The 22,910-nt window shown below is 42.3% G+C and carries 26 protein-coding genes, 1 pseudogene and 1 riboswitch; of the genes and pseudogenes, 10 read left to right on the plus strand and 17 right to left on the minus strand.

Annotated elements, in window-relative coordinates:
* Positions 1–185, plus strand: a 185-nt coding sequence (locus TY49_RS25330) for a hypothetical protein (RefSeq protein WP_232310508.1), incomplete at its 5' end; no start/stop codon positions are given.
* A gap of 95 nt (positions 186–280) precedes the next feature.
* Here TY49_RS25330 and TY49_RS22355 read toward each other — a convergent pair.
* Complete coding sequence (locus TY49_RS22355) at positions 281–1,819, minus strand: bifunctional GNAT family N-acetyltransferase/carbon-nitrogen hydrolase family protein (RefSeq protein WP_041968102.1); 1,539 nt, start codon at positions 1,817–1,819, stop codon at positions 281–283.
* A gap of 282 nt (positions 1,820–2,101) precedes the next feature.
* Here TY49_RS22355 and TY49_RS22360 point away from each other — a divergent pair, with 282 nt between their 5' ends.
* A complete protein-coding gene (locus tag TY49_RS22360; RefSeq protein ID WP_041968103.1) occupies positions 2,102–2,539 on the plus strand; it encodes a disulfide oxidoreductase in 438 nt (145 codons plus the stop codon).
* Position 2,540: 1 nt separating this feature from the next.
* Positions 2,541–2,987, plus strand: a complete 447-nt coding sequence (locus TY49_RS22365; RefSeq protein WP_041968104.1) for a thioredoxin family protein — start codon at positions 2,541–2,543, stop codon at positions 2,985–2,987.
* 87 nt (positions 2,988–3,074) lie between these two features.
* Here TY49_RS22365 and TY49_RS22370 read toward each other — a convergent pair whose 3' ends face one another.
* Positions 3,075–3,473, minus strand: coding sequence for a YhcU family protein (locus tag TY49_RS22370; RefSeq protein ID WP_041968105.1), 399 nt, complete (start codon positions 3,471–3,473; stop codon positions 3,075–3,077).
* 203 nt (positions 3,474–3,676) lie between these two features.
* On the opposite strand from TY49_RS22370, the gene TY49_RS22375 reads away from it, so the two are divergent.
* A complete protein-coding gene (locus TY49_RS22375; RefSeq protein WP_041968106.1) occupies positions 3,677–4,597 on the plus strand; it encodes an RluA family pseudouridine synthase in 921 nt (306 codons plus the stop codon).
* 77 nt (positions 4,598–4,674) lie between these two features.
* On the opposite strand, the gene TY49_RS22380 is transcribed toward TY49_RS22375, so the two are convergent.
* From TY49_RS22380 to TY49_RS22395, 4 genes are all read right to left on the minus strand, one after another.
* Positions 4,675–4,929 (minus strand): GlsB/YeaQ/YmgE family stress response membrane protein, encoded by a 255-nt coding sequence (locus TY49_RS22380; protein WP_031307992.1) that lies wholly within the window; start codon positions 4,927–4,929, stop codon positions 4,675–4,677.
* 452 nt (positions 4,930–5,381) lie between these two features.
* Entirely contained in the window at positions 5,382–6,233 is an 852-nt protein-coding gene (locus TY49_RS22385; RefSeq protein WP_041968107.1) for an aldo/keto reductase, read from the minus strand.
* A 230-nt stretch (positions 6,234–6,463) separates the two neighbouring features.
* Positions 6,464–6,847, minus strand: coding sequence for a DUF302 domain-containing protein (locus tag TY49_RS22390; RefSeq protein ID WP_041968108.1), 384 nt, complete (start codon positions 6,845–6,847; stop codon positions 6,464–6,466).
* Positions 6,848–7,015: 168 nt separating this feature from the next.
* Positions 7,016–7,198, minus strand: a complete 183-nt coding sequence (locus tag TY49_RS22395; RefSeq protein ID WP_041968109.1) for an H-type small acid-soluble spore protein — start codon at positions 7,196–7,198, stop codon at positions 7,016–7,018.
* A 152-nt stretch (positions 7,199–7,350) separates the two neighbouring features.
* Between TY49_RS22395 and TY49_RS22400 the strand changes: the two genes are divergently transcribed.
* The 3 genes from TY49_RS22400 to TY49_RS22410 all read left to right on the plus strand — a co-directional run bounded on the left by TY49_RS22400 (position 7,351) and on the right by TY49_RS22410 (position 11,365).
* Complete coding sequence (locus TY49_RS22400; RefSeq protein ID WP_041968110.1) at positions 7,351–9,174, plus strand: dihydroorotate dehydrogenase; 1,824 nt, start codon at positions 7,351–7,353, stop codon at positions 9,172–9,174.
* A gap of 163 nt (positions 9,175–9,337) precedes the next feature.
* Positions 9,338–10,639, plus strand: coding sequence for an NCS2 family permease (locus TY49_RS22405; RefSeq protein ID WP_041968111.1), 1,302 nt, complete (start codon positions 9,338–9,340; stop codon positions 10,637–10,639).
* A gap of 150 nt (positions 10,640–10,789) precedes the next feature.
* A complete protein-coding gene (locus TY49_RS22410) occupies positions 10,790–11,365 on the plus strand; it encodes a YitT family protein (protein WP_041968112.1) in 576 nt (191 codons plus the stop codon).
* A 67-nt stretch (positions 11,366–11,432) separates the two neighbouring features.
* Here the strand turns inward: TY49_RS22410 and TY49_RS22415 are convergent, their stop codons facing one another.
* Together TY49_RS22415 and TY49_RS25585 are read right to left on the minus strand one after the other, a co-directional pair.
* Positions 11,433–12,785, minus strand: a complete 1,353-nt coding sequence (locus TY49_RS22415) for an L-cystine transporter (RefSeq protein WP_198135673.1) — start codon at positions 12,783–12,785, stop codon at positions 11,433–11,435.
* 242 nt (positions 12,786–13,027) lie between these two features.
* Positions 13,028–13,246, minus strand: a pseudogene (locus tag TY49_RS25585) (glutaredoxin domain-containing protein); the annotation flags it as partial.
* Positions 13,247–13,629: 383 nt separating this feature from the next.
* Here TY49_RS25585 and TY49_RS22420 point away from each other — a divergent pair.
* On the plus strand, positions 13,630–14,904 hold the full coding sequence (locus tag TY49_RS22420) for an ATP-binding protein (RefSeq protein WP_041968114.1): 1,275 nt from the start codon (positions 13,630–13,632) through the stop codon (positions 14,902–14,904).
* Positions 14,905–14,918: 14 nt separating this feature from the next.
* Here TY49_RS22420 and TY49_RS22425 read toward each other — a convergent pair whose 3' ends face one another.
* Together TY49_RS22425 and ytvI are read right to left on the minus strand one after the other, a co-directional pair.
* A complete protein-coding gene (locus TY49_RS22425; protein ID WP_041968115.1) occupies positions 14,919–15,098 on the minus strand; it encodes an H-type small acid-soluble spore protein in 180 nt (59 codons plus the stop codon).
* Between the two features lie 77 nt (positions 15,099–15,175).
* Complete coding sequence (ytvI, locus tag TY49_RS22430) at positions 15,176–16,207, minus strand: sporulation integral membrane protein YtvI (protein WP_041968116.1); 1,032 nt, start codon at positions 16,205–16,207, stop codon at positions 15,176–15,178.
* Between the two features lie 175 nt (positions 16,208–16,382).
* Here ytvI and TY49_RS22435 point away from each other — a divergent pair, with 175 nt between their 5' ends.
* Both TY49_RS22435 and TY49_RS22440 read left to right on the plus strand, forming a co-directional pair.
* On the plus strand, positions 16,383–17,039 hold the full coding sequence (locus tag TY49_RS22435) for a DNA-3-methyladenine glycosylase (protein ID WP_041968117.1): 657 nt from the start codon (positions 16,383–16,385) through the stop codon (positions 17,037–17,039).
* Complete coding sequence (locus TY49_RS22440) at positions 17,039–17,563, plus strand: D-glycero-alpha-D-manno-heptose-1,7-bisphosphate 7-phosphatase (RefSeq protein ID WP_041968118.1); 525 nt, start codon at positions 17,039–17,041, stop codon at positions 17,561–17,563. The genes TY49_RS22435 and TY49_RS22440 overlap by 1 nt, the downstream gene beginning before the upstream one ends.
* 117 nt (positions 17,564–17,680) lie before the next feature.
* Here TY49_RS22440 and TY49_RS22445 read toward each other — a convergent pair whose 3' ends face one another.
* From TY49_RS22445 to TY49_RS22475, 7 genes are all read right to left on the minus strand, one after another.
* The gene (locus tag TY49_RS22445; RefSeq protein WP_232310511.1) at positions 17,681–18,226 is read right to left on the minus strand and encodes a 2-oxoacid:ferredoxin oxidoreductase subunit gamma family protein; all 546 of its coding nucleotides are present in this window, start codon (positions 18,224–18,226) and stop codon (positions 17,681–17,683) included.
* Entirely contained in the window at positions 18,226–18,987 is a 762-nt protein-coding gene (locus tag TY49_RS22450) for a thiamine pyrophosphate-dependent enzyme (RefSeq protein ID WP_232310509.1), read from the minus strand. Before TY49_RS22450 ends, TY49_RS22445 begins: the two co-directional genes overlap by 1 nt.
* A complete protein-coding gene (locus TY49_RS22455; protein ID WP_041968119.1) occupies positions 18,984–20,048 on the minus strand; it encodes a 3-methyl-2-oxobutanoate dehydrogenase subunit VorB in 1,065 nt (354 codons plus the stop codon). The genes TY49_RS22450 and TY49_RS22455 overlap by 4 nt, the downstream gene beginning before the upstream one ends.
* Before the next feature lie 16 nt (positions 20,049–20,064).
* Positions 20,065–20,295, minus strand: a complete 231-nt coding sequence (locus TY49_RS22460) for a 4Fe-4S binding protein (RefSeq protein WP_232310510.1) — start codon at positions 20,293–20,295, stop codon at positions 20,065–20,067.
* A gap of 14 nt (positions 20,296–20,309) precedes the next feature.
* On the minus strand, positions 20,310–20,987 hold the full coding sequence (locus TY49_RS22465) for a nucleotide-binding protein (RefSeq protein ID WP_041968121.1): 678 nt from the start codon (positions 20,985–20,987) through the stop codon (positions 20,310–20,312).
* Between the two features lie 166 nt (positions 20,988–21,153).
* Complete coding sequence (locus TY49_RS22470) at positions 21,154–21,474, minus strand: hypothetical protein (RefSeq protein WP_041968122.1); 321 nt, start codon at positions 21,472–21,474, stop codon at positions 21,154–21,156.
* A gap of 175 nt (positions 21,475–21,649) precedes the next feature.
* Positions 21,650–22,372 (minus strand): CBS domain-containing protein, encoded by a 723-nt coding sequence (locus TY49_RS22475; RefSeq protein WP_052442268.1) that lies wholly within the window; start codon positions 22,370–22,372, stop codon positions 21,650–21,652.
* A gap of 410 nt (positions 22,373–22,782) precedes the next feature.
* A riboswitch (purine riboswitch) is annotated at positions 22,783–22,884 on the plus strand.
* The last annotated feature ends 26 nt before the right edge of the window (positions 22,885–22,910 follow it).

Here is a 22,910-nt window from a genome sequence, read left to right on the forward strand (position 1 = left end):
TAGGGCACCAATACGCTTTATTGGTGACCTCTTTTTCCGTTTTCCAAGATTTCAGGACACCAATACGCTTTATTGGTGACCTCTTTTTCCGTTTTCCAAGATTTCAGGACACCAATACGCTTTATCGATGTCCTTTTCCAGAGTTCTGGAATTTCCAAGCGACAAATCGCAAACCGAAAAAGTGATGATCAAGTTCGGCCTCGGCCAATTCCAATCCCACTGAAAAACACCTGGAGAATTCAGCTCGCTTTATCCCCAGGTGCTGCAAATTATCCTACTTCTACTTCTTATACTGAATCCGATAAATATCATGCCTGCGGTCTTTCAGCTGGCGAACTGTGCCGTCCTGGCGCTGGCGGCGGAGGATTTCAAGGTCAACATCGCCGATCATGACCATTTCGATATTCGGGTTCGTTTCGCCGACAATCCCATCCCTTGCGAATTCGAAATCAGAAGGTGCGAAGATTCCGGACTGGGCATATTGGATATCCATGTTTTCTGTTTGCGGCAGGTTGCCGACGGTACCAGAAATGACAGTGTATACCTGGTTTTCGACCGCTCTTGCCTGAGCGCAGTAACGTACCCGCAGGTAACCCTGGCGATCCTCGGTACAAAACGGTGTGAAAATGATTTTGGCTCCCATATCAGTGGCAATCCTCGCAAGCTCAGGGAATTCGATGTCATAACAAATTTGAATAGCGATTTTGCCACAGTCTGTATCGAACACCTTCAACTCATCACCGCGGCTGATTCCCCACCATCTGCGCTCATTCGGCGTGATATGAAGCTTATATTGCTTATCAATCGTTCCATCACGGCGGAACAAGTAAGAGATATTGTATATTTCGTCATCATCTTCTTTTACCAAATGCGAACCGCCAATGATGTTGACATTATAACGGACGGCCAGATCGGTAAAAAGCTCGATGTATTGCTCTGTATATTCAGTAACCCTGCGGACAGCGAGCGAAGGTGATTTCTCATCCATGAAGGACATAAGCTGTGTCGTGAAAATTTCCGGGAATACTGCAAAATCTGAGCCAGCATCCGCAGCAACATCCGTAAAGTATTCAACCTGGTGTGCCAGATCTTCAAATGACTTGATTTTTCTCATCATATACTGGACAACGCAAATCCGGACTGGGTTGCTGGTTTTATAGAATCTCTTCGATTTTGGCTGGTAGTCAACATTATTCCATTCCATCAATGTCGCGTACTTATTCGACTGGAGATCATCCGGGAGATAGTTCGGGTTGATCCTCATCAGTGTAAAGTCATTCCTTAGCTGGAACGAGAGTACCGGGTCATAGATTTTATGCGATGCGACTTGCCGTACATATTCACGAGGTGACATTTCTTCCGCGTGCAGGTGGTAATTTGGAATCCTGCCTCCGATGATGATACTTTTCAAGTTCATCTGCCTTGCGAGATCCTTCCTTGCTTCGTACAAACGGTAGCCAACCTTCATCCTCCTGAATTCAGGATGAGTCATGACTTCAATTCCATATAAGTTATAGCCTTCTGGATTATGGTTCGAGATGTAACCTTCATCTGTGACATCATCCCAGCTATGGCGATCATCGTATTCGTCAAAGTTTATTATTAGACTTGAACAGGAACCAACTACTTTCCCATCATACTCTGCGACAAATTGGCCTTCTGGAAAGATTTCAAGATGGCTCTCAAGCTGATCTCGCTTCCATGGCTCCATCCCAGGAAAGCAGCTGTTCTGCATTTTGATAATCTCATCAATATCCTCTTGCTTCGTGTTGCGGATGATCATTCTTTTTTCAAATTTGGACAAATCCAATTCGCTCATATAATCCTGCATCCTTTCTGTCATAAAAAAAACGCTTTATTAACATTTCACTTACTATTTATGTAAAAAAACAAACAATCCTAAATATCATCATCATATTCCTATACCCTAAATTCATCGGTTATAACTCTTTATTTAGCTTCTCCCTTTATATTGGGAAAAATTATTTCACATAATGTTAATTGAATTTTTTTATTACATTCCTTAAGATGTAATGAGAGATAGTTGTTTCTTTTATAAAGAATGTTTAAATAGAGATTACATAGCTTAGGGGAGATTAGCTTGAAAGAGACGAAAAAAGATTCAAGGGAGTCGTATTTATTTGCGGCTTGGGCTACATCGATTATCGCCATGTTCGGCAGTTTGTATTTCTCGGAAATCCGCCAGTATGAGCCATGCCTGCTGTGCTGGTATCAGCGAATCCTGATGTATCCTTTTGCCTTGATACTGGGGATTGCTGTTGTCAAAAAAGATTATAAGATTTCCTTTTATACGATGATTATGGCAGCTGTCGGCGGCTTGATATCTCTGTACCATTATTCATTGCAAAAGGTGCCATTCATGGCTGACAATGCTGATACTTGCGGGAGAGTGCCTTGTACAGGCCAATATATCAACTGGCTTGGTTTTATCTCAATCCCATTCCTGGCTTTAACTGCTTTTATCATTATATTTTCATTAAGCCTGATGATCTGGAAGAAATCTAAGGAGGAAGCATAATTTGAAAAAGGTTATTGTTTTTTTATTAATTATCATTGGATTATTTGCAGCATTATTTTTTCTAAATAAAGCTCAAAATGAGGAAAAAGCTGAGGGAAATCCTTATGGGAAGGATACACTTCATCCAGAAACCGTCAATCAGCTGGATGATCCGAACTATCAAAATATCATCCTGCCTGAAGAGCTGGATAAGAAGCTTGAAAACGGTGAGGATGTTACCGTGTATTTCCACAGTCCAACATGCTCTCACTGCGTTCGCACCACTCCAGTCGTTGCACCTCTAGCAGATAATATGGGTGTTGATCTTGTCCAATATAACCTTTTGGAGTTTGAACAAGGCTGGAATGATTATGGCATCGAATCGACTCCAACCATTGTACAGTACAAGGATGGAAAAGAAATCAACAGGATCGTCGGCTACCAGGAAGAAGCGACTTTCGAAAATTAGGTTCAATGAGAATACCTTAAAATAACGTCAAAACGCCTGCGATTCGCAGGCGTTTTCTTTTAGATTTGCTTTTAATGTTTCTCGCTCTTAAAGCAACAGGCTATTGGCGGCTTTCGTATAAGTACTGATATAATCTAGATGAACATGCTTGGAGTCAGAAAACTGACTGTAATTAAATGGGAAACAGATTCCATAGTCTGTCAATGTCTGGACATTTTTACGGAACATCCACTGATATTTTTCAGGAATATGGCCAGACTCCAAAATAGAGATCAATGTCTGCATGCTTGTGATTACCTGGAAAGCATCTCCAAGTGTACTGAATCTTTCGAACTGCTCGGGTCTTGTATGTAATACTTCAAGCCTTTCAAATTCATGAATGTCTTCATCTGAAAAGTACAATGGAAAAATATCAGTATAAAAATACCTTGCCAATTCAACTACTTTCTCTTCTTGTCCGGGAGTAGACGCAAAAACAATTTTCAATGATCGACCCACCTTTTTTAACACTTTGTAATCTATTCGTAATATATATACCTAGAATAACATATCCATTCCAATTTTCTGGGTGGTAATTATGACCATGCATGCGGTAAAAGTTGACAGATTCCTATTAAATGCAAACGAGTTTATATAATACTTTTTCATAGAGCAAAATCAAATCTAAATTACCAAGTCAGGAGACAAATATGATACATACTAACAAAAAAGGCGAATGGTTTGAACTGGTCATTCCCGCTGAATGGGAAAGGCACACTCTTGAAACACTTTTCAAGGATTTTTGGAAAGCTCCAAAAAAATTGGTCCATCTTTTAAGAATGGAAAAAAACGTGCTGATTAACGGAAATGTTCCTGATTGGACACTCCCGCTCAAAAAGAACGATCGCATAAGCTTGAAGCTTTTTACTGAAGAAGAGGTTACCGTCATCCCAGAATACTTGAATGTTGATATCATCTATGAGGATGACCACCTGATTGTATTCAATAAGCCTGCCGGAATGGATACTCATCCAAACGAGAGCGGCCAGGGAGGCACTCTGGCGAACGGAGCTGCTTTCCATATGCAGTCAAATGGAGAGATTACCCGGCCCCGTCATATACACAGGCTCGACCGGGAGACAACGGGTGCAGTGCTATTTGCCAAACACCCGCTTATCACAGCTATTCTCGATAAAATGCTTGAGGAACGTACCATTAAAAGAACATATCTGGCGTTGGCTGACGGGATCATCAGACAGAAAAAAGGTACCATTAATAAACCAATCGGCCGTGACCGTCATCATCCAACAAGAAGAAGAGTTTCGGAAACAGGCCAGCAGGCCATCACCCACTTTAAAGTATTAGATCAAATGAAACAGAAGGACCTGACCCTTGTCCAATGTATTCTGGATACTGGCAGAACCCATCAAATTCGGGTGCATTTCAGCGCTATTGGGCATCCACTGGCTGGAGACAGCCTCTACGGAGGAAGCGATACATTTCACAGGCAAGCGCTGCATGCGGTAAAAATGGAATTCACCCACCCTTTTACACAGGAAAAATTAATATGCCACGCACCTTTTATCGACCAATCACCGATATTTATTAATATTGATCCGTATGAGATTTAAGTTTTTTCAGCTTATGCTTATGGTTAAGCCTATTTCCACAAAAAAAAATCCTTCCGAAGCCGGAAGGATTTTTTCTATTAGTCAGCTTTACGCATACTCTTCATAACAAGGCTGACGATGAATACTAATGCAATCGCACCGATCAATGCCGGGACAATCGCAAAGTCAGCAACTACAGGTCCCCAGTCTCCTAAGATTGCTTGTCCAATCCAAGCACCTACGAAACCAGCGATGATGTTACCGATTACGCCGCCAGGAATATCTCTACCCAAGATCAATCCTGCTAACCACCCAATAATACCACCAATAATTAATGCCCAAAGAAAACTCATCATAATGTTATTCCTCCTTAAAATTTAGATGTATTTTACAAGTAGTAATAGTGCAAAGGGGTTTTACACCCTTTTAAAGAGTTCAAACTGCAGTGATGTAAAATTAGCTATGCTGATTTTCATTGCTTCCCGGGAGCTAAACAGCTTGCTCTAACCTTATATTACCTCAATTTCCATGGTGTTAAACCAAGGGGTTCTGCAGTCTAACAAGCAGAATTCTAAGATGTTGAATCTTGTTGTTTTCTGCTTGTACACCTACATTACCACCCACAGATTATTTTAAAACCTCTCGAGAATTAATTAATCCCCTAACATCTGTCAGCACGCAGTTTTCTCTTTCTTTTAATGTATCCATTTTTGCAAAATAAAAAACGGACTGATTGAAATCCAGTCCGTCATTATGAAAAATTTCATTTTACACGCTTCCATAACCTGATGAAGTTTAAACTACTTTAAAAATCAATATGGTCAGGATCGGCCCCAAAACGCTGGTCCTTGTTAAGTCCATTTATCTCTTCCAGCTCTTTTTGATTCAGCTGAAAATCAAATATTTCTGTGTTTTCTTTTAACCTTGCCGGTGTGACTGATTTAGGAATTGGGATAATTTGATTTTCCAGATGCCATCTTAAAATGACCTGCGCAGGGGTCTTTCCGTGCTGTGCAGCAATCTTCCCGAGCACAGGTTCCTCAAGGAATCTCCCTCTGGATAGTGGCGACCACGCTTCTACTTTGATTTCATTTTGCTGACAGAATTCCCGCAGTTCAACCTGAGACAACAACGGATGAAGTTCTACCTGGTTGATAACCGGTTTTTCAGCAGCATGGCTCAGAAGGTCTTTCAAATGATGTATTTTAAAATTGCTGACACCTATCGCCTTCACCCTGCCTTCGCGATACAATTCTTCAAGAGCGCGCCACGTTTCTAAGTATTTTCCTTTTACAGGCCAATGGACGAGATATAGATCCAAATAATCCAGCCCTAATCTCTCCATGCTGTCATCGAAGGCCTTCAAAGTATTTTCATATCCCTGCTCCGAATTCCAGACCTTCGTTGTTATAAACAACTCTTCCCTTGGGATCCCGCTGTTTCGGATGGCCTGACCAACACCCTCTTCATTCTGGTAAAAAGAAGCTGTATCTATGAGCCGGTAGCCAAGGTCAAGCGCAGTATGAATTGTTTTTTCGAGTTGTTCACCTTCCTCGACTTTATAGACACCAAGGCCAAAAGCTGGCATTTTCACTCCGTTATGTAATTCAATCGTATCAAAAATGCTCACCGTGAATTCCCCTCCTTTTTCATCCATTCTATTCCTCTATACACTCGAATACAAATCAAAACGGCTGCCAATCTGACAGCCGCCAAATCTATATAAACGGCTCATCGGCCGAAATTTTTCGTTTTGATTAATCTTTAAGTTCCCGGCAAAAATTTGTCCTAAACAGCCGGACAATACATTTTTTCAAAATGAGCTAATCTTTATTTTTGAATGAAAAAAAGCCCGGGGCAGAATCCCGGACTTCATGTTGTAAAAAATCATTTAATATTGTCAATTGCACCGATCAGCCTTTTTTCGATGTCTGCCGCGATTGCCTGCAGGTCATCATTTTCCACAAATTTAATCAGTTCTGTTGGCTTTGGAAGGCCCACCTTAGTTGTACCATTATCTTTATACACTACAATTTTGCAAGGGAGAAAATAGCTCACGATAGGATTCTTTTCAAGTACTCTCTTTGCTTCATGCGGATTGCAGACTTCAAGGATAATATAGTCACCGTCAAGTTCCACACCTTTACCAGCTAATGTTTCCTTCATATTCAGAGACCAAAGGACACCGAATTTCTCATCCTTCAAGCTTGCTTCGAGTGCAGATACTGCTTCATTCATTGACTTGTCCACTTCAATCGTATGATGGAACATGTTCATCTCTCCTTTCGAATTTAAAAATACCTCATATTAATAGTAGATAAACCACTATAGGTATTGTAAATATTGTGCCATAGGAAAAAACCGCCGTACACTATTTTGCATTCCGGCGGTCAGCACGCTCATATAAGGAGGTACTTCCTCCTAATCTATAGTCGTTGCTTAAGATCTTTCCTGCAGCTCAGAAATCTCAACAGTTGTCCTTTCTTCCAATGGCCCGCGCAGATGGACAGTGGCAGTGCGTCCGTCTTCGTTTAAATGGTCAATCCACACGGATGCACCGTTATAAATCACATCTATTTCTGCAGACGATGACAGTATTTGTCTAACTCGATTCAAATCCATATTCTTACCTCCGCAATAAAATTTTCTCCACTATTTTAGCTAGAAGCATTTCTTTTTATTCGCTCTGGAGAATTATATATGCCTAATCGCCACAGAAAGGCGGAAGTTTACGTTAGAATAAGAAAGAAGCCATAAAATTTCAGGAGGCCGTTATGCCTGATTGGTCATATCACCCATTATTTAAACCATGGCTGTCCATTTTGCCCAGTAATGCCGGACGGGAATTCATCCACCGCGGAATGTCCACCATCGCAAAGTTTCCAGGGGGCAGATCTTTCATCGAGTTTCTTGGGCATATGTCTCCCTCGGAAAAATTGCACCGCAATCTATTTGGTCTTCATTTCGGTAGTCCGGTTGGGTTAAGCGGGAAGATTGACCCACAATTATCCGGGATTGAAGCCTTCCCGAGTCTTGGCTTTGGTGCAATTGAAGTTGGTCCCATCACCAAATTTCCGAGAGAGCCCGAAACAGCAGCATCTCTTTCTAAAACAAATGATGCCTGGATCCTGCCTGAATATGCTGAGACGATTGGACTTATCGCCACAAAAAACAAACTAACTAAATCACGGACAGTGCCGATCCTGATTCGGCTAGAAGAACCGATAGACACTGCGGAACATTTAAAAGATGCTGGCGATGTCTTCATAATTGAAATTGATTTAATTGAAAGCATCGATGATCTCATACATATAAAAATGGTTCTTCTATACAAGCCTGTCCTTTTAGCTATTAGGCATTCTACTGTTGCTGACAACCTTTTTAAGCTTAAATCAGCCAGTCATATTGCGGATGGAATCATGATTGAAGAAGACCGTATTTTAACAGACGGCAAACAGGTGTTGCCACTTCAGCAAACAGATGGAATGATACATGCTCTTAACATCATAAAAAATGAAATTGGTTTGCCGGTCGTTACCTCTGGAGGCGTTGCTGAACCCGCCGATGCGCTCGCCCTTTTTGAGGCAGGTGCGGAGCAAGTCTTTTTATCCGGGGGCTATGTCGCATCAGGTCCGGGTTTGCCCAAAAGAATCAATGAAGCGCTTCTTGACGAACTAGGAGACGAGAGGAAAGAGCTTCCTGGCTGGATCTGGTATTGGCTGTTCGGACTTTTCATCCTGCTTGGAGGATCCTTGGTCTTATTCTTCAGTTTCACGAAGGTCATCCTCTTCTATGATGAAGCATTCTTGCAAATGAGCAGGCTTGAATTGATGGCCTACAATCCCAATCTTTATAAATTCATGTCACATGACAGGATGACACTTGCCGGTACGATGATATCTGGGGGCTTCATCTATATGCAGCTTGCGCGTCATGGCATCCGTTATGGGATCCACTGGGCAAAAAGAGCTTTCAATATCGGGGCCATTACTGGATTCCTGGGAATCATGCTTTTTCTTGGATTCGGTTATTTCGACTGGTTGCACGGTTTATTCTGGCTCATTTTGCTTCCTTTTTACATCATGGGCTACATAAAAACACGCTCAGCAAATCAATCACCCTTATCAAAAAACCGCACCAACCATTCATCCTGGAAGAAAGCAGTATATGGCCAGCTAATGTTTGTCATCCTCGGTTTCTCCTTTGTACTCGGCGGGATTGTCATATCGACAATTGGGGCAACTTATGTGTTTGTTGATACCGACCTGAATTATATCTGTATGACACCAGACCAACTGAGTGCGCTGAACGAAAAACTGATCCCGGTAATCGCTCATGACCGCGCAGGCTTTGGCAGCGCACTCTTCAGTGTTGGCCTGCTTGTACTAACTCTGTCGTTGTGGGGATTCCATGAAGGTTCTGCCTGGGTTTGGAGAACATTCCTAATCGGAGGAATACCCGCTTTTACAGCTGGAATTTTCACGCACCTGTATATTGGTTACATTGATTTTATCCACCTGCTGCCAGCCTATTTTGCATTGGCTCTTTATATCGGCGGGTTATGGCTTACGAAAGATTACTTCAGACCAAAAAGTTGAATTAGGACTCATTTGAGTCCTTTTTTAATTGGGTGAAAATGTTTTCATTGTGTGATACTAATTAATAAAATAATATTTTTTAAAATCCACACTTGAAAAAAGAGCTAAAAACGAATATTATATTATTTGTGTTTAAAAATCGTTCGTATTTTTGGAGGAACTCATGTTTAAATTAAAAGAGAACAACACGAATGTAAAAACAGAAATGATGGCCGGTATAACGACCTTTTTCACAATGGTTTATATCGTTGTCGTCAACCCTATCATCCTGGCTGATGCCGGCGTTCCCTTTGAGCAAGTTTTTACAGCGACAATCATTGCTGCTGTGATCGGTACGCTTTGGATGGCCTTATTTGCTAATTATCCAATCGCGATCGCTCCTGGTATGGGACTGAACGCTTACTTTGCCTACTCTGTTGTAGGCAACAACCAGAACATTTCATATGAGACTGCATTCGCTGCGGTTTTTATCGCGGGTTTAATATTTGTCATCCTGTCCCTGACTCCATTCCGTGAAAAGTTGATTGAAGCAATTCCAGCCAACTTAAAGCACGGAATCACCGCAGGTATTGGACTTTTTATTGCTTTCATCGGTTTGCGTCTTACAGGAATCATCACCGACCACCCATCGAACTTGGTAGGTCTTGGGGATCTGCATTCCCCATCTGCAGTGCTGGCATTGATTGGACTTGCAGTCACGCTTGTCTTAATGGTGCTTAAGGTGAATGGAGCATTGTTCCTGGGAATGGTCGTCACTGCATTGATCGCCTTCTTCACAGGCCAATTGGACTTCAAAGAAGGTTTCATGTCTATGCCATCACTTCCCGAAGGCATGATTGTCCTGAATCCATGGACAGCATTGATGGATGTCGTACAAAACAGCTTATACGCAGTTGTCTTTTCTTTCATCCTGGTAACTATCTTTGATACTACCGGAACAATGATCGGTGTAGCTCACCAGGCAGGCTTGATGAAAGGAAATTCAATGCCGCGTGCAAGAGAAGCATTGCTGTCTGACTCGATCGCAACTGCCGCAGGTGCTATGTTCGGAACAAGTCCGACAACGGCCTATATTGAATCATCATCAGGTGTTGCTGCAGGTGGACGTACTGGTCTTACCTCACTGACGGTAGCCGGTCTTTTTATCGCCGCTGCTTTCTTCGGACCGCTTGTGAGTGCGGTTTCCGGATTATCAGCTATTACTGCTCCAGCTTTGATTATTGTCGGAAGCCTGATGATGGGCAGTATTTCACAGATCAGCTGGGACGAGCTTGACGAAGCATTCCCTGCTTTCCTGATCATCTTGAGCATGCCGCTTACTTCAAGCATCGCAACCGGCATCGCGCTTGGATTCATTTCCTATCCTTTACTGAAAGTAGTGAAAGGGCAATGGCGTGATGTTCACCCGCTGCTTTACGTTTTTGCAGTGCTGTTCTTTTACCAGCTTGCATTCCTGCCACACTAAGGGATGCCCATGCCCGGGCGTGAAATTGAGATAACCTATTCTATGTAACATTTGAACCTGCCGATTGGCAGGTTCTTTTTTTATGTAATGTTCTAACACTTGTCTTTTTACATAGAAATAATGGAAGAAGGACAAGGCTGGTGATAATGGATGACAGGGAAAGTTCTTGCTGTACTTGTAGGAAGCATATTGCTTGGAGTAGGAGTGAATGGATTTCTCGTCCCACACCATCTCCTGGACGGCGGCATGATTGGCATTGGCTTGATCATTCATTATTTTTATGGATTTCCTACAGGCCTTACGATGATTCTCCTGAGTCTCCCTCTATACGTATTGGCTTGGATATTGGAACGGAAATACTTTTTTCATAGCTTGAATGGGTTATTGGTATCAAGCTTTTTCATTGATCTGTTCGCACCTGTTGAAAAAGGAATCCACCTGGGAATCGTCCCAAGCGCAATCCTGGGAGGGATATTGGTGGGATGCGGAATTGGTTTGATGCTCCGCTATGAAACAAGCACTGGCGGGACGGATTTATTAGCCCAATTGGTTCATAAATTTTTTCCTGTTAATGTCGGAATCTTGATTTTCCTAATAGACGGAATAGTAGTTTTATCAGGGTTGAAGGTAATTGGAATGGAAAAATTCATCTATTCGCTGCTTACGATTACATGTGTGGGATTGATGACATCGTTGTGTGTGATAAAAAGGAAGACTGTTCATTGATTCTTTTTCGAAAAAATAAATGCAGAAAGCCAGCCGAGGTTTTTCCTTGGCTGGCTTCTTAGCATTCTTAAGCTTCGGCTTCGATTTTTTGATTCATATCTGTATAGACCGATGAATCGATTTCTTTTGTGATTCTGCTTGTCAGGATGCCTGATGTCATCGAGCCGCTTACATTTACTGCTGTGCGTCCCATATCAATCAATGGTTCAATGGAAATCAGCAACCCGGCAAGAGCGACCGGCAGGTTCAACGCTGAAAGAACTAGTAGTGCAGCAAATGTCGCGCCACCTCCAACTCCGGCAACACCGAAGGAACTGATGGCTACAATTGCGATCACTGTTGCGATGAATGATGGTGTCAAAGGGTCAATACCCACTGACGGTGCAATCATGACTGCGAGCATCGCAGGATAAATCCCGGCGCAGCCATTTTGCCCGATAGATAACCCGAAGGAACCGGCAAAGTTTGCAATCCCTTCTGGAACGCCAAGCGAGCGCTGTGTTTTGATATTTAATGGCAATGCCCCGGCACTCGTTCTTGAAGTGAAAGCAAACGCGAGAACAGGAAATGCTTTTTTAATATAAGTGACTGGATTTAAACCAGCAATCGTCAGTAATAACAAGTGGATAATGAACATGATTGCAAGAGCAACATATGAAGCTGCTACGAATTTACCTAGTTTTAAGATTGCGTCGAAATCGCTTAAGGCAACGGTCTTTGTCATGATGGCAAGAACTCCATATGGTGTCAGGCGCAGGATCAGCGTGACGACCCTCATGATGACCGCATAGAAAGCATCAACAATCTTGGCAAAAAGCTCTGCCTGATCAGGAGATTTTCTTCTCACTCCAAGGTATGCGATTCCCAGGAATGCCGCGAAAATAACAACTGATATTGTAGATGTCGGTCGTGCCCCAGTGAAGTCAAGAAATGGATTGGCTGGCAAGAGATCAAGAATTTGCTGCGGCATGGTGCGCCCCTCAATCCCTCCATACGTTTCCTCAAGCTTCTCAGCACGCGCTTGCTCCGCCTCACCTTGTGTGATCTGCACAGCTTCAAGGTCGAAACCAACCGCAGTAGCGATACCAACCGCAGCGGCAACAGCAGTTGTGCCAACCAGCAAGCCGAGAATCAGTGTACTGATTTTACCGATGTTATTCGTCAGCTTAAGCTTTGTGAAAGCAGCCAAAATCGATATAAATACTAGCGGCATAACGATCATTTGCAGGAACTTTACATAGCCGCTTCCCACAATCGCGAACCAGTCAGTACTCTGAGTAATGACCTCAGATCCCGCTCCGTAAATGAATTGCAATGCAAAACCGAATATAATCCCGATTCCCAGTGCAATGAATACTCGTTTAGAAAATGAAACATGCTTCTTTTGCATGTAAAAAAGAACAGCAATGATGCCTAGCATAACTGCAATATTTAAAATAACAAGTCCAGTAGTCACTGACTTTCCCTCCTAATTTATCATTCTCGAATAATATAATACATGTATTCTGATAAGTCAACTCGGAATTAAAGTGATTACCCTCCCCCATGAAAGATTTATATATTATAATTTATGAACTTCATTATGGTTCCATGTCACATAAAATTTTTATAAAACGGCAAAAAGCCACCAAATTTGATGGCTTTTTGTCATTAGTATTTAGATTATAAGCTTCCAGCAAGCTTTTCAATTTCACTTCTGTTATTTTCAAATCCGATCAATACTTTTTTATCTTTCATGAACAAGAACTTTGTGCTCGTAAAAATAAATGCAGGAACAATTACAGTACCTGTTAATTCTTTTAGCTTTTTCTCCTTTTCAGGCTCATCCTGAACATTGATTTCTTCATACGGTACTTTTTTTTGCGAAAGAAACTCCTTCGCTTCCTGGCAATCTGTTCACATAGGACGCGTGAAAAGTGTTAAAGAGTTTTTGGCCATTATATTGCCTCCTCTGCAGTTTTTTGTACAAATAGTATATCGCCAAGTTATGAGGGTCATCCAATAATCCGCTTGGACATCCTGTAATCCAAACCTTGGATATTCATCCCTTTCCATTAGAGAAGTCACGTCGAAAAAAAGCTCTGGCCTATATATTCAAGAACATCTCCAAAAAGCAACTAGTGCGAAAAAATAGTCATGATAAAAAAAGCAACTTAAATCAATTTTGTGTTAAAGTAAAAGTAATATATCCGAATAATTTGTCTTCTTAACGAACATATATTTTGAATGGAGCGGTCGCTCCTCGTCGACTGGAGATTAAGACTATGGACCTTTTAACAGTTCTTGTATTGAATCTGATCTTCATCCTGTTTACTACATTTGTGTTCCAATACATTATCGTTAACAAATTTACAAGTTTATATAGGAAAAACGCCAAAACATTCATTATAATTTTGGGCGCGATTCAAATCCTGTTTTGTATGTCTTTTACGGTGATTGGCAATAAGGATTTCATCTTCGATCTCCGCTTGATTCCTGTTGTCGTTGGAGGGTTATATGGCGGACCTATCGTAAGCATCATGCTTTTCATCACTGTTGTACTGGCAAGGATTCCTTTTGGCGGCAATGGGATATGGATTAACTTCTTTAACATGCTTACCATTACCGTATTAACTGTTTACCTATCCAGTAAGTTCAGGGCTTTCCCTCTGTCCAGAAAACTATTTACTGTTGTGGCGGTCGCATTATCTTATACCGTCCTCATTTTCCTGATGAAGGCGGCAGTGTTTGACGACTTGTCTAACTTTCAATTCATGCTCTTATACGGTTTGGCCCTTTCTGCCGGAATTTTCATTGTGACATATTATATTGAAATCATGAGGCAGAACTATCTTTTACATAATGCTGTGATCAAGTCTGATAAGATTGAGGTTGTCTCACAATTGGCGGCGAGTGTCAGTCATGAGGTGCGAAACCCGCTTACGGTCACACGCGGATTCCTGCAAATGCTAAAGGATCCTACTATTGAGGAAAAAAAGAGGCTCTATTATTTAAATACTGCAATTGATGAACTCGATCGTGCAGAAACAATCATTAAAGATTACCTTAATTTCGCCAAACCACAATCGGAAATGGATTCATCCATCTGTGTAAAAGAAGAAATCGAGAAAGCACTTGAGCTCATCCTTCCTTATGCAAATCATTTTTCGGTAAATATAAAAAAGGATTTGATGGCGGGAATGAATGTCGCCGGTGAAGCCGCCAAATTACATCAATGTATACTCAATATCATCAAAAACGGCATTGAGGCTATGCCAAACGGCGGTGACCTGGTGATCAGCTGCCGCGAGATGGCCAATAACCATGTATCCATCACAATCGAAGATACAGGATGCGGCATGTCTCCACAGCAATTAGCAAAAATCGGGGAACCTTACTTTTCAACCAAGGCAGAAAAAGGCACCGGGCTGGGCATGATGGTCGTTAATAAGATTATCCACGAAATGGGCGGTACGGTAAACGTTAAAAGCAAACTTAACGCAGGCACCCAATTCAAGATTACATTACCGCTTTATAACGTAGAAAAACGGGAGACATAGATTCTCCCGTTTTTCTATTCCTCTATTAAATTCAAGACTGGTACGTCTCTTTCGACATCCGGTTCTGACTTGGAATAAATCCTTGCCATTTTTGTACTTTCGTCAACATGCTGGATGATGATTGGCTCCCCATCATAAGTTACATTAATCATATCTGCTGACTCAACAATTTCTTTTGCGCGGCCTATATTCATTCCTGCGTTCCTCCTTCTTGGTAACAAACATAATTTATGCTTAATCATGTTCTGCTATCCAAAAAACGAGCTAAAATTCAAATCTTGAAATTCAGCCGAATTACATTTGCTTTTCTTAAAGTGTCGTAGATAATCACGATAATCGGACCAATAAAAATCCCGGAAAGCCCGAGCAGTTTGAGTCCAATATACATGCTGATCAAGGAGGCAAGCGGCGAAATACCAAGGTTTGATGAATATATCTTTGGCTCGATCACCCTGCGGACAACAGTGATGATCAGAAACAAAATGATTAATCCAATTCCCAGAAAATGATTATCCTGGAGAATCGCAATAACGGCCCAGGGAACAAGGACTGATCCGGTTCCGAGAATCGGCAGGATATCGACAATAACAATCAACAATGATAGCAGTCCCGTGTATTTAACCCCAAGAATGTTGAGGCCAGCCATCGCCATGATAAAGGTGACCAAGCTCAGGATAACCTGCGCTTTTAAAAAACCTATCCCTGCCTTGTTCAACTGGCTTCCAACCAGGAAGACCTTCTGCCGAGTTTGCTCCTTCAAATGGGATTCCAGCTTCAATTTAAGATTAGGCAGTTCAAGACTGAACAAAAATAACGCAATAAGATAAACAAGAAACTCAATCATGAACCCTGGTATTGCCGTGAGCAGATTGATTATGCCAGCAATGAATTGTTGCAGGAACGAATCAAGCGTGTTTATATTCTTTTCAATCGTCGCTTCAATCTGGTCAATGACTTCTCCCGGGAAGTTTTTTGAATAGAATTCCCACTTGCCCATCAAAGGAAGAATCGCTGTTCTGTAAATGTCCCTTACGAATGTAGGAGTTCGCTCGGATAAGGATACCGCCTGATGGGCGATAATTGAAACAAGGTTATATCCAATAACACCTAACAGGAGCACATAGCTGATAAATACTCCGATCACAGCCTGAAGACGCTTGAAAGAAAATCTTTTCATAATCCATTGAACCATTCCTTCGAGCATGACTGCTGTTAACACAGCAAAAATGAGCGGAAGGCTATATGGAACAAGGAAAAAAACGACTGCAGCAATCACTGCAATCCATACCCATTTTTTCCACATATAATAGATACTCTCCTTATGGAAATTAAAACTGTCAGACCTTTAAAAATACTATAAACCATCTTTGGTCTATCCGCTATTTTTTTCACTAGGTATTTTTATTTTGGGCAAATAATAATGGATGACTCATTCAGTTGCAGGGTATTAAGATTAAAAAGAGTTATTAGGAGGTTTTATGTCAGAACAATGTGATACTTTCCAGACACTTGACAATAAGTTCTATCAGCAGCCCACCCTAGAATTGGCGGTATCGCTCCTGGGATGCATTTTAGTGAAAGAAACTGAAGAAGGAACAGCCTCGGGAATAATTGTCGAGACAGAAGCCTATGTCGGCCCTATGGACAAAGCGGCGCACAGCTATAATAATCGCAGGACGAAGAGGACAGAGATCATGTTCCATGAAGCTGGTTTAGCCTATACTTATGTTATGCACACCCATACACTCTTCAATGTTGTCAGTGGGGAAGAAGGCAATCCAGAGGCAGTGTTGATCAGAGCCATACAACCTGTTGAGGGAATCGACTTAATGGTTAAGCGCAGAGGTATGCCGGATTCAGCCAATCTCACCAATGGACCCGGAAAGCTAACGAAAGCAATGGGCATAAATACATCCGATTACGGGCATCCCTTAACAGAGAAGCCACTTTTCATCTCGCAAGGGTTTGTACCTGAGAGCATATCTTCAGGGAAGAGAATCGGTATCGACAATTCCGGAGAAGCAAGAGACTATCCATGGCGTTTTTGGATCACCGGTAATCGCTATGTATCACGACATCAGAATGCCGAAAAGATAATAGTTTTAAAAGATGTTAGTACAAACGGAGGAACGTAATGAAAAAAGCAGTATTTTTAGATAGGGATGGAGTACTCAATGAAGTTTTATCTCACCGGGTAAAATTTGTTAACTCTCCTGAAGATCTTTATCTTCTTGATGGCGCAGCAGAAGCAGTCGCAGACTTGAGCAAGGCTGGCTATGAAATTTTTGTAGTCACCAATCAGGGAGGAGTCGGACTTGGATTCTTGAAGGAAAAGCGCCTGCAAGAAATCCATGATCACATGGTTGAATTGATCAAAGAACATGGCGGCCATATCAAGGAGGTTGCCTACTGCCCACACAAACCAAAGGCGGGCTGTGAATGCCGCAAACCAAATGCCGGAATGCTTCTTGACCTTGCCAGCAGGCATGATATCGAATTGACAGGAAGTGTCATGGTAGGAGATCACGAGCGCGATATCGAAGCTGGCAAAAAAGCAGGCTGTAAAACTGTTTTTATCGGAACCGATGAAACAAGTGCCGACAAGAAGGCACCTACACTACAGGCAGCCGTTCCTTTAATTTTAGAGCTTTTGGGATAAGGAAGGCGACGCAAACAAATTGAAACACAATAAAAACGCTGCCATCAGTTGGCAGCGTTTTTTGAAGTGATTCAAACAGTAATTGTGGCGGACTCCATTTCTCGGGCGCAACCTCTGCTAATGCGTCGGTGCTTTAGTTAATGAACGCCCAAGTTCAAGCGCCTGGCGATTGATTTCCAATAGAGAGTGCTTTTCCGGGGAAAGCACTTTTTTCAATGCTTCCAAAATTGATTCATCGGACAGAATACCCGTTTCCTCCAGGAATGCCCCAAGCAGGATTATATTAGCGACTTTTGGATTGCCGAGCTCATTCGCCTTGTCGGTTGCGTCAATATTTAAAACTCTTATATCAGTCCTAGGTGAAACTTTTGAAATCAATGATGAGTTCACAACTAATAACCCGCCGGCCCTGACCATCGGTTCAAACTTTTCATATGACGGGTTATTAAGGACAATTGCTGTCGTCGGCCGCGACACAAGTGGTGAACCTACCTGTTCCTCGCTGACGACGACTGCACAGTTGGCAGTTCCGCCGCGCTGCTCGGGACCGTAGGAAGGCAGCCATGATACAAACTTTCCTTCAGTCATCCCTGCATAGGCAATCAATTGGCCCATCGACATGACTCCCTGGCCTCCGAACCCCGCTATCAAGATTTCCTCCATCACCACTCATCACCACCCTTTGGTACATCCTTATACACGCCAAGAGGATAGGCAGGCACCATATTGTCCTTAATCCAATCGAGAGATTCATTGGGATCAAGGCCCCAGTTCGTCGGACAGCTGGACAGAATCTCGACCATCGAGAAACCCAATCCCTGCTTCTGTGTTTCAAATGCTTTGCGAATCGCTTTCTTCGCTTTAAGGATGTTCGGCACATCATGCGTCGAAACTCGTTCGATATAGGCTGTTCCATCCAGAGTTGACAACATCTCACTAACCCGGATCGGCAGTCCCTGGATGCTCGCATCCCGGCCGAATGGAGTCGTAGCCGTTTTCTGGCCAACCAATGTTGTCGGCGCCATTTGTCCTCCAGTCATTCCATAAATCGCATTATTCACAAAAATAACGGTAATGTTTTCTCCTCTTGCAGCGGCGTGGACAGCCTCAGCAATTCCAATCGAAGCAAGGTCGCCATCTCCCTGGTAGGTAAAAACAAATCGGTCAGGCAGGACGCGCTTTATGCCTGTAGCGACAGCTGGAGCCCTGCCATGTGCTGCCTGGGTCATATCACAATTGAAATATTCATATGAAAGTACAGAGCATCCGACCGAAGCGACTCCAACTGTATCCTCAAGAATCCCCATTTCTTCAAGGACTTCCCCAACCATCCTGTGGATAATTCCATGCGTACAGCCGGGACAATAGTGCGTCTGGTTATCAGTTAATCCAGATGTTTTCTCAAACACGGTCTTCATTGTCATACCTCGACACCCCCTGCCAGCTGTATGATTTGATCGTAAATTTCTTCTTGCGTAGGGACGACACCGCCAGTGCGCCCAAAGAAGGAAACCGGGGCCTTGCCCTCGACAGCAAGTCTGACATCCTCAACCATTTGGCCTGCGCTCATCTCGACTGAGAGATAGCCCTTCACCCTGTCACGTGTTGCAATAAACGGCTGCTCAGGGAATGGCCAAAGTGTGATAGGCCTGATCATCCCGATTTTCAGTCCATCTTTCCTCGCTTTATTGATTGCATTCATGGCAATCCTTGCTGCTGTTCCATAAGCAGTTACAATATAATCGGCATCTTCAGTTTCAAAGGTTTCGAATCTGACTTCATTTTGCTTAATCATTGTGAATTTTTTCTGTAAAAGTTCATTCCGCTTTTCGAGTGCATCTGCATTCAATTCTAGTGAAGAGATAATTCTTGGCTTCCCATCACCGCGTGTTCCCGTGGTAGCCCATTCCTTTTGTTCCGGCTTCCTCTCGCTCAATTCCTTGAACTCAACCGGTTCCATCATCTGTCCAAGCATGCCATCCCCAAGCAGGATAACTGGCGTCCGGTAACGGTCGGCGATATCAAATGCAGCTTCAGTCAGGTCAATGATTTCCTGAAGCGTGGACGGAGCCAGGACAGGTGTATGGTAATCCCCATGACCGCCACCTTTTGTCACCTGGAAATAGTCCGATTGTGCCGGCTGGATATTGCCGAGTCCTGGCCCTCCTCGGACGACATTCACAATCAGTGCCGGCAGTTCGGCCCCTACCAAATATGAGATTCCTTCCTGCTTCAAGCTGAATCCAGGACTTGATGATGATGTCATCACACGCACACCGGTTCCGGCCGCGCCATACACCATATTAATCGCTGCTACTTCACTTTCCGCCTGTAAAAATAATCCGCCAACCTCTGGCAGCCTTCTGGCCATATAGGCAACAAGCTCACTCTGCGGTGTGATTGGATAGCCGAAAAAATATTTACAGCCTGCATGGACAGCGGCTTCCGCGATGACCTCGTTACCCTTCATAAGTACTTTCCCCATTGTCATGTCTCCTTTGCTATACAGATTTCCTTACCTTTTCTGGCCTATAAACAGTGATGACCGAATCCGGACACATCTGTGCGCACTTGCCGCAGCTGATGCAATTTCCCTGATCTGTCACAACCGCCGGCCGGTAGCCTTTTTCATTCAAGTAATCAGCAAGATAAATCACATTTGTCGGACAAGCGTTTACGCACAGCTTGCATGATTTACAAGTCTCTTCATTAAAAACAACTCTCTGCTCCACCGTATTTGCCTCCTTTACATTTCCCATGGCAATTTTAAATACCTCGAAATCACTTTTACCTGGGACTCCGACTCAATTCCAGCACTTTCAGCTGATAAATGCTGCGGTACCATCGTGTACAACAAAGGAATTCCCAATTTATCTGACAGCTCCTTGCCTAACGCAAACCCCTTTTCGACATCCTGAATCGTCGTTTCGGATCCTACATTTGAGTTATTGATAATTCCTGTGATTTTCAGCCTGGAGGCTTTTTCGATTTTCTGCAATGTCTCAACCGCTCCCTCCAGAGTACTGACATATGGACGGTTAGCATTCAAAATAAACAGCACCTCGGGCTTCATTTCTTTCCAATCGTTATAAAATTGCCCCAGTGCCGTAGCTCCATCTTTATCTCCTCCAGCATCGACGATCAGCTTATAGGCCGGGTCATAGATCACCCTGCTCATATCGCCCGGAACAATCGGCAAATCAGCGGCTGCAAGCCTTTCAGCAGGTGCAATAAGTTCAATTCCATTTTGTTCAAAAATATTTCTGGCATCCCTCGCACGGTAATATGGATTTACGATGTCGAGGTCGGCAACTGAGGTCCTGGCATTTGTTTTCCTTGCCTCGAGTGCTAGATTAATTGATATCTCTGTTTTTCCGCTGCCAAAATGGCCTGTAATGATGGTGATGTCCGCACCTTTTTTCACCGGTTCCCACCTCCCTTATTGAAAGCGTTTTCATTTTATGTCAACTTCATTATATAAATTTCTACCAGGCTTCTCTTTGATAAAAGTCACGTTTTTAGAAAAACTGATCAAAAAAGTGTTAACCAACTTAAAAAAGGAGTTCCACGACAGAACTCCTGTTTAAGTCTTATATTGCAAAGCTCAGAATCACTTTTTGCGGCATGTCCTGTTCTTCATAAACATCTTTTCTCAATCTCTCACAAGAAGGCATTTCATACGAAAAATCTTCCACTGCTTCAGGGATCATTCCATCTGCTTTCAGTGCATTAAAAACTTTTTGCATTGCGTCATCTGTATCCAGACAATCTTCTGAACCTTCATATTTAAAACAATCAACGCATGTTTCCACGATATTTGCATCAATCTGTTCCTGTATAAATACTAATTTTGCGCCAGCCATCTTCTCAACTTCACGATTTTCCAATTCAATAATCGTTGTTACGTTCATTATTGGCACCTCCATTTGGATTACACTATCATTATAGTAAGTAAAAATCCAAACAGGGGTGTTTTGTCATTTAGTTCATTTATTATTCACATATTACGGTCAAAAAGTTGTCAAAAACTCCTAAACAAAGGGATTTCCGATACCCATATAGGGATTTAACTAAATCAGCACATACTTAATCCAATGCATCGATTTCAACTAAATCCCAGGGGGTGATAATCCCGATCGGCCGATCGGAGGTTTTTCCATTTTCAGTGATTAATACTGCTTCCAGCTTCCTGTTTTCTAGATGATACTTTTCAAAAATATCCTCTACCGAGAATATATCCGAGTTCTTCGTTGCAAACTCTACAAATCTCTTTGAATGAAGATACTCCAGGTCGCTGATTTTCACATCCTCTATCGTTCTGCCGCCCTCCAGCAGATTACTCGCAAGCCACTGGGCAATGCAATTCGAAGTCAATAACCACTTAAATCCATTTTCATCATAGACAGGAAACTGGGAATAGGCCCTTTTCCGGATAATTTTCAAGACATCAACTAAACTGGTATCTTCTTTAAAATAAAACACTGGTCTTGTCGCGATCTCCAGTGCATTCTTCGGATCTGACACCTGACTGGCGATTATTTCAATCTTCTCCACCACTTTTTCATGCGGTTCAGCTATATAAAAATCCAGCGCAATTTTGTCATGCACAAGTGAATTCCGAAGGCGCCCATACATCTTTAAGTCATGATAATATTTGCGGATAATCGAATGTCTCGGATAATTAATCCGCAGCAACTCTGAAAATTTATCAGTCGTCTCATTCCTAGCATTCCTCTGCATCCACCGATGAATCTGGTTGAACGCCACTTCAAATCTCTCGGATCTTTTTTCATTTTGAATAACAGCCAATTTAATGTCTCCTCGCTTCATATCATTATGTATTTAATCATTCATTCATCACTTACTATGATTTCCACGAACTTTTGCTCGTGTTTATTACAGATTTTATCAGTAGTGTGCTGTATTTTCTTAATAGTATCAAAAAAACTGCTAATTTTGCTTGTTGATCTGTAAAACTGGCCATCTTACATACTTATTTCCGCGAAATTGTATGGTTATTCCGCGATTTCACACCTTGATTCCGCGAAAGTCCAGTATAATTCCGCGATTTTCCACCATAATTCCGCGACTTGGAAATTAGCAAACAGATATACCAACTAGCTTCCAGCTCCCTCAATAATCAGAAAAAAACAAATAGATAAACTTTAAGAATTGCAATTGACCTCGATGTAAATTGCTGATACTATCACTAGTATTATTTAAATCTATTATCTTTTCCTTGTATATGTTCGAGAATATGGCTCGGACGTTTCTACCATGCTACCGTAAAAGGCGTGACTACAAGGGACTTTGATATTTGCTATTCTTTTTGGCATCTATTTGTCCT

The organism is Mesobacillus selenatarsenatis SF-1, from assembly GCF_000813125.1.
GTDB lineage: Bacteria > Bacillota > Bacilli > Bacillales > Cytobacillaceae > Mesobacillus > Mesobacillus selenatarsenatis.

What these genes read in the sequence shown, in the direction of transcription:
- TY49_RS22355 (WP_041968102.1), bottom strand. Translation starts at nt 1,819, where the DNA reads ATGAGCGAATTGGATTTGTCCAAATTTGAAAAAAGAATGATCATCCGC.
- TY49_RS22375 (WP_041968106.1), top strand. Translation starts at nt 3,677, where the DNA reads ATGATACATACTAACAAAAAAGGCGAATGGTTTGAACTGGTCATTCCC.
- TY49_RS22380 (WP_031307992.1), bottom strand. Translation starts at nt 4,929, where the DNA reads ATGAGTTTTCTTTGGGCATTAATTATTGGTGGTATTATTGGGTGGTTA.
- TY49_RS22385 (WP_041968107.1), bottom strand. Translation starts at nt 6,233, where the DNA reads ATGGATGAAAAAGGAGGGGAATTCACGGTGAGCATTTTTGATACGATT.
- TY49_RS22390 (WP_041968108.1), bottom strand. Translation starts at nt 6,847, where the DNA reads ATGTTCCATCATACGATTGAAGTGGACAAGTCAATGAATGAAGCAGTA.
- TY49_RS22395 (WP_041968109.1), bottom strand. Translation starts at nt 7,198, where the DNA reads ATGGATTTGAATCGAGTTAGACAAATACTGTCATCGTCTGCAGAAATA.
- TY49_RS22400 (WP_041968110.1), top strand. Translation starts at nt 7,351, where the DNA reads ATGCCTGATTGGTCATATCACCCATTATTTAAACCATGGCTGTCCATT.
- TY49_RS22405 (WP_041968111.1), top strand. Translation starts at nt 9,338, where the DNA reads ATGTTTAAATTAAAAGAGAACAACACGAATGTAAAAACAGAAATGATG.
- TY49_RS22410 (WP_041968112.1), top strand. Translation starts at nt 10,790, where the DNA reads ATGACAGGGAAAGTTCTTGCTGTACTTGTAGGAAGCATATTGCTTGGA.
- TY49_RS22415 (WP_198135673.1), bottom strand. Translation starts at nt 12,785, where the DNA reads ATGCTAGGCATCATTGCTGTTCTTTTTTACATGCAAAAGAAGCATGTT.
- TY49_RS22420 (WP_041968114.1), top strand. Translation starts at nt 13,630, where the DNA reads ATGGACCTTTTAACAGTTCTTGTATTGAATCTGATCTTCATCCTGTTT.
- TY49_RS22425 (WP_041968115.1), bottom strand. Translation starts at nt 15,098, where the DNA reads ATGAATATAGGCCGCGCAAAAGAAATTGTTGAGTCAGCAGATATGATT.
- ytvI (WP_041968116.1), bottom strand. Translation starts at nt 16,207, where the DNA reads ATGTGGAAAAAATGGGTATGGATTGCAGTGATTGCTGCAGTCGTTTTT.
- TY49_RS22435 (WP_041968117.1), top strand. Translation starts at nt 16,383, where the DNA reads ATGTCAGAACAATGTGATACTTTCCAGACACTTGACAATAAGTTCTAT.
- TY49_RS22440 (WP_041968118.1), top strand. Translation starts at nt 17,039, where the DNA reads ATGAAAAAAGCAGTATTTTTAGATAGGGATGGAGTACTCAATGAAGTT.
- TY49_RS22445 (WP_232310511.1), bottom strand. Translation starts at nt 18,226, where the DNA reads ATGGAGGAAATCTTGATAGCGGGGTTCGGAGGCCAGGGAGTCATGTCG.
- TY49_RS22450 (WP_232310509.1), bottom strand. Translation starts at nt 18,987, where the DNA reads ATGACAATGAAGACCGTGTTTGAGAAAACATCTGGATTAACTGATAAC.
- TY49_RS22455 (WP_041968119.1), bottom strand. Translation starts at nt 20,048, where the DNA reads ATGGGGAAAGTACTTATGAAGGGTAACGAGGTCATCGCGGAAGCCGCT.
- TY49_RS22470 (WP_041968122.1), bottom strand. Translation starts at nt 21,474, where the DNA reads ATGAACGTAACAACGATTATTGAATTGGAAAATCGTGAAGTTGAGAAG.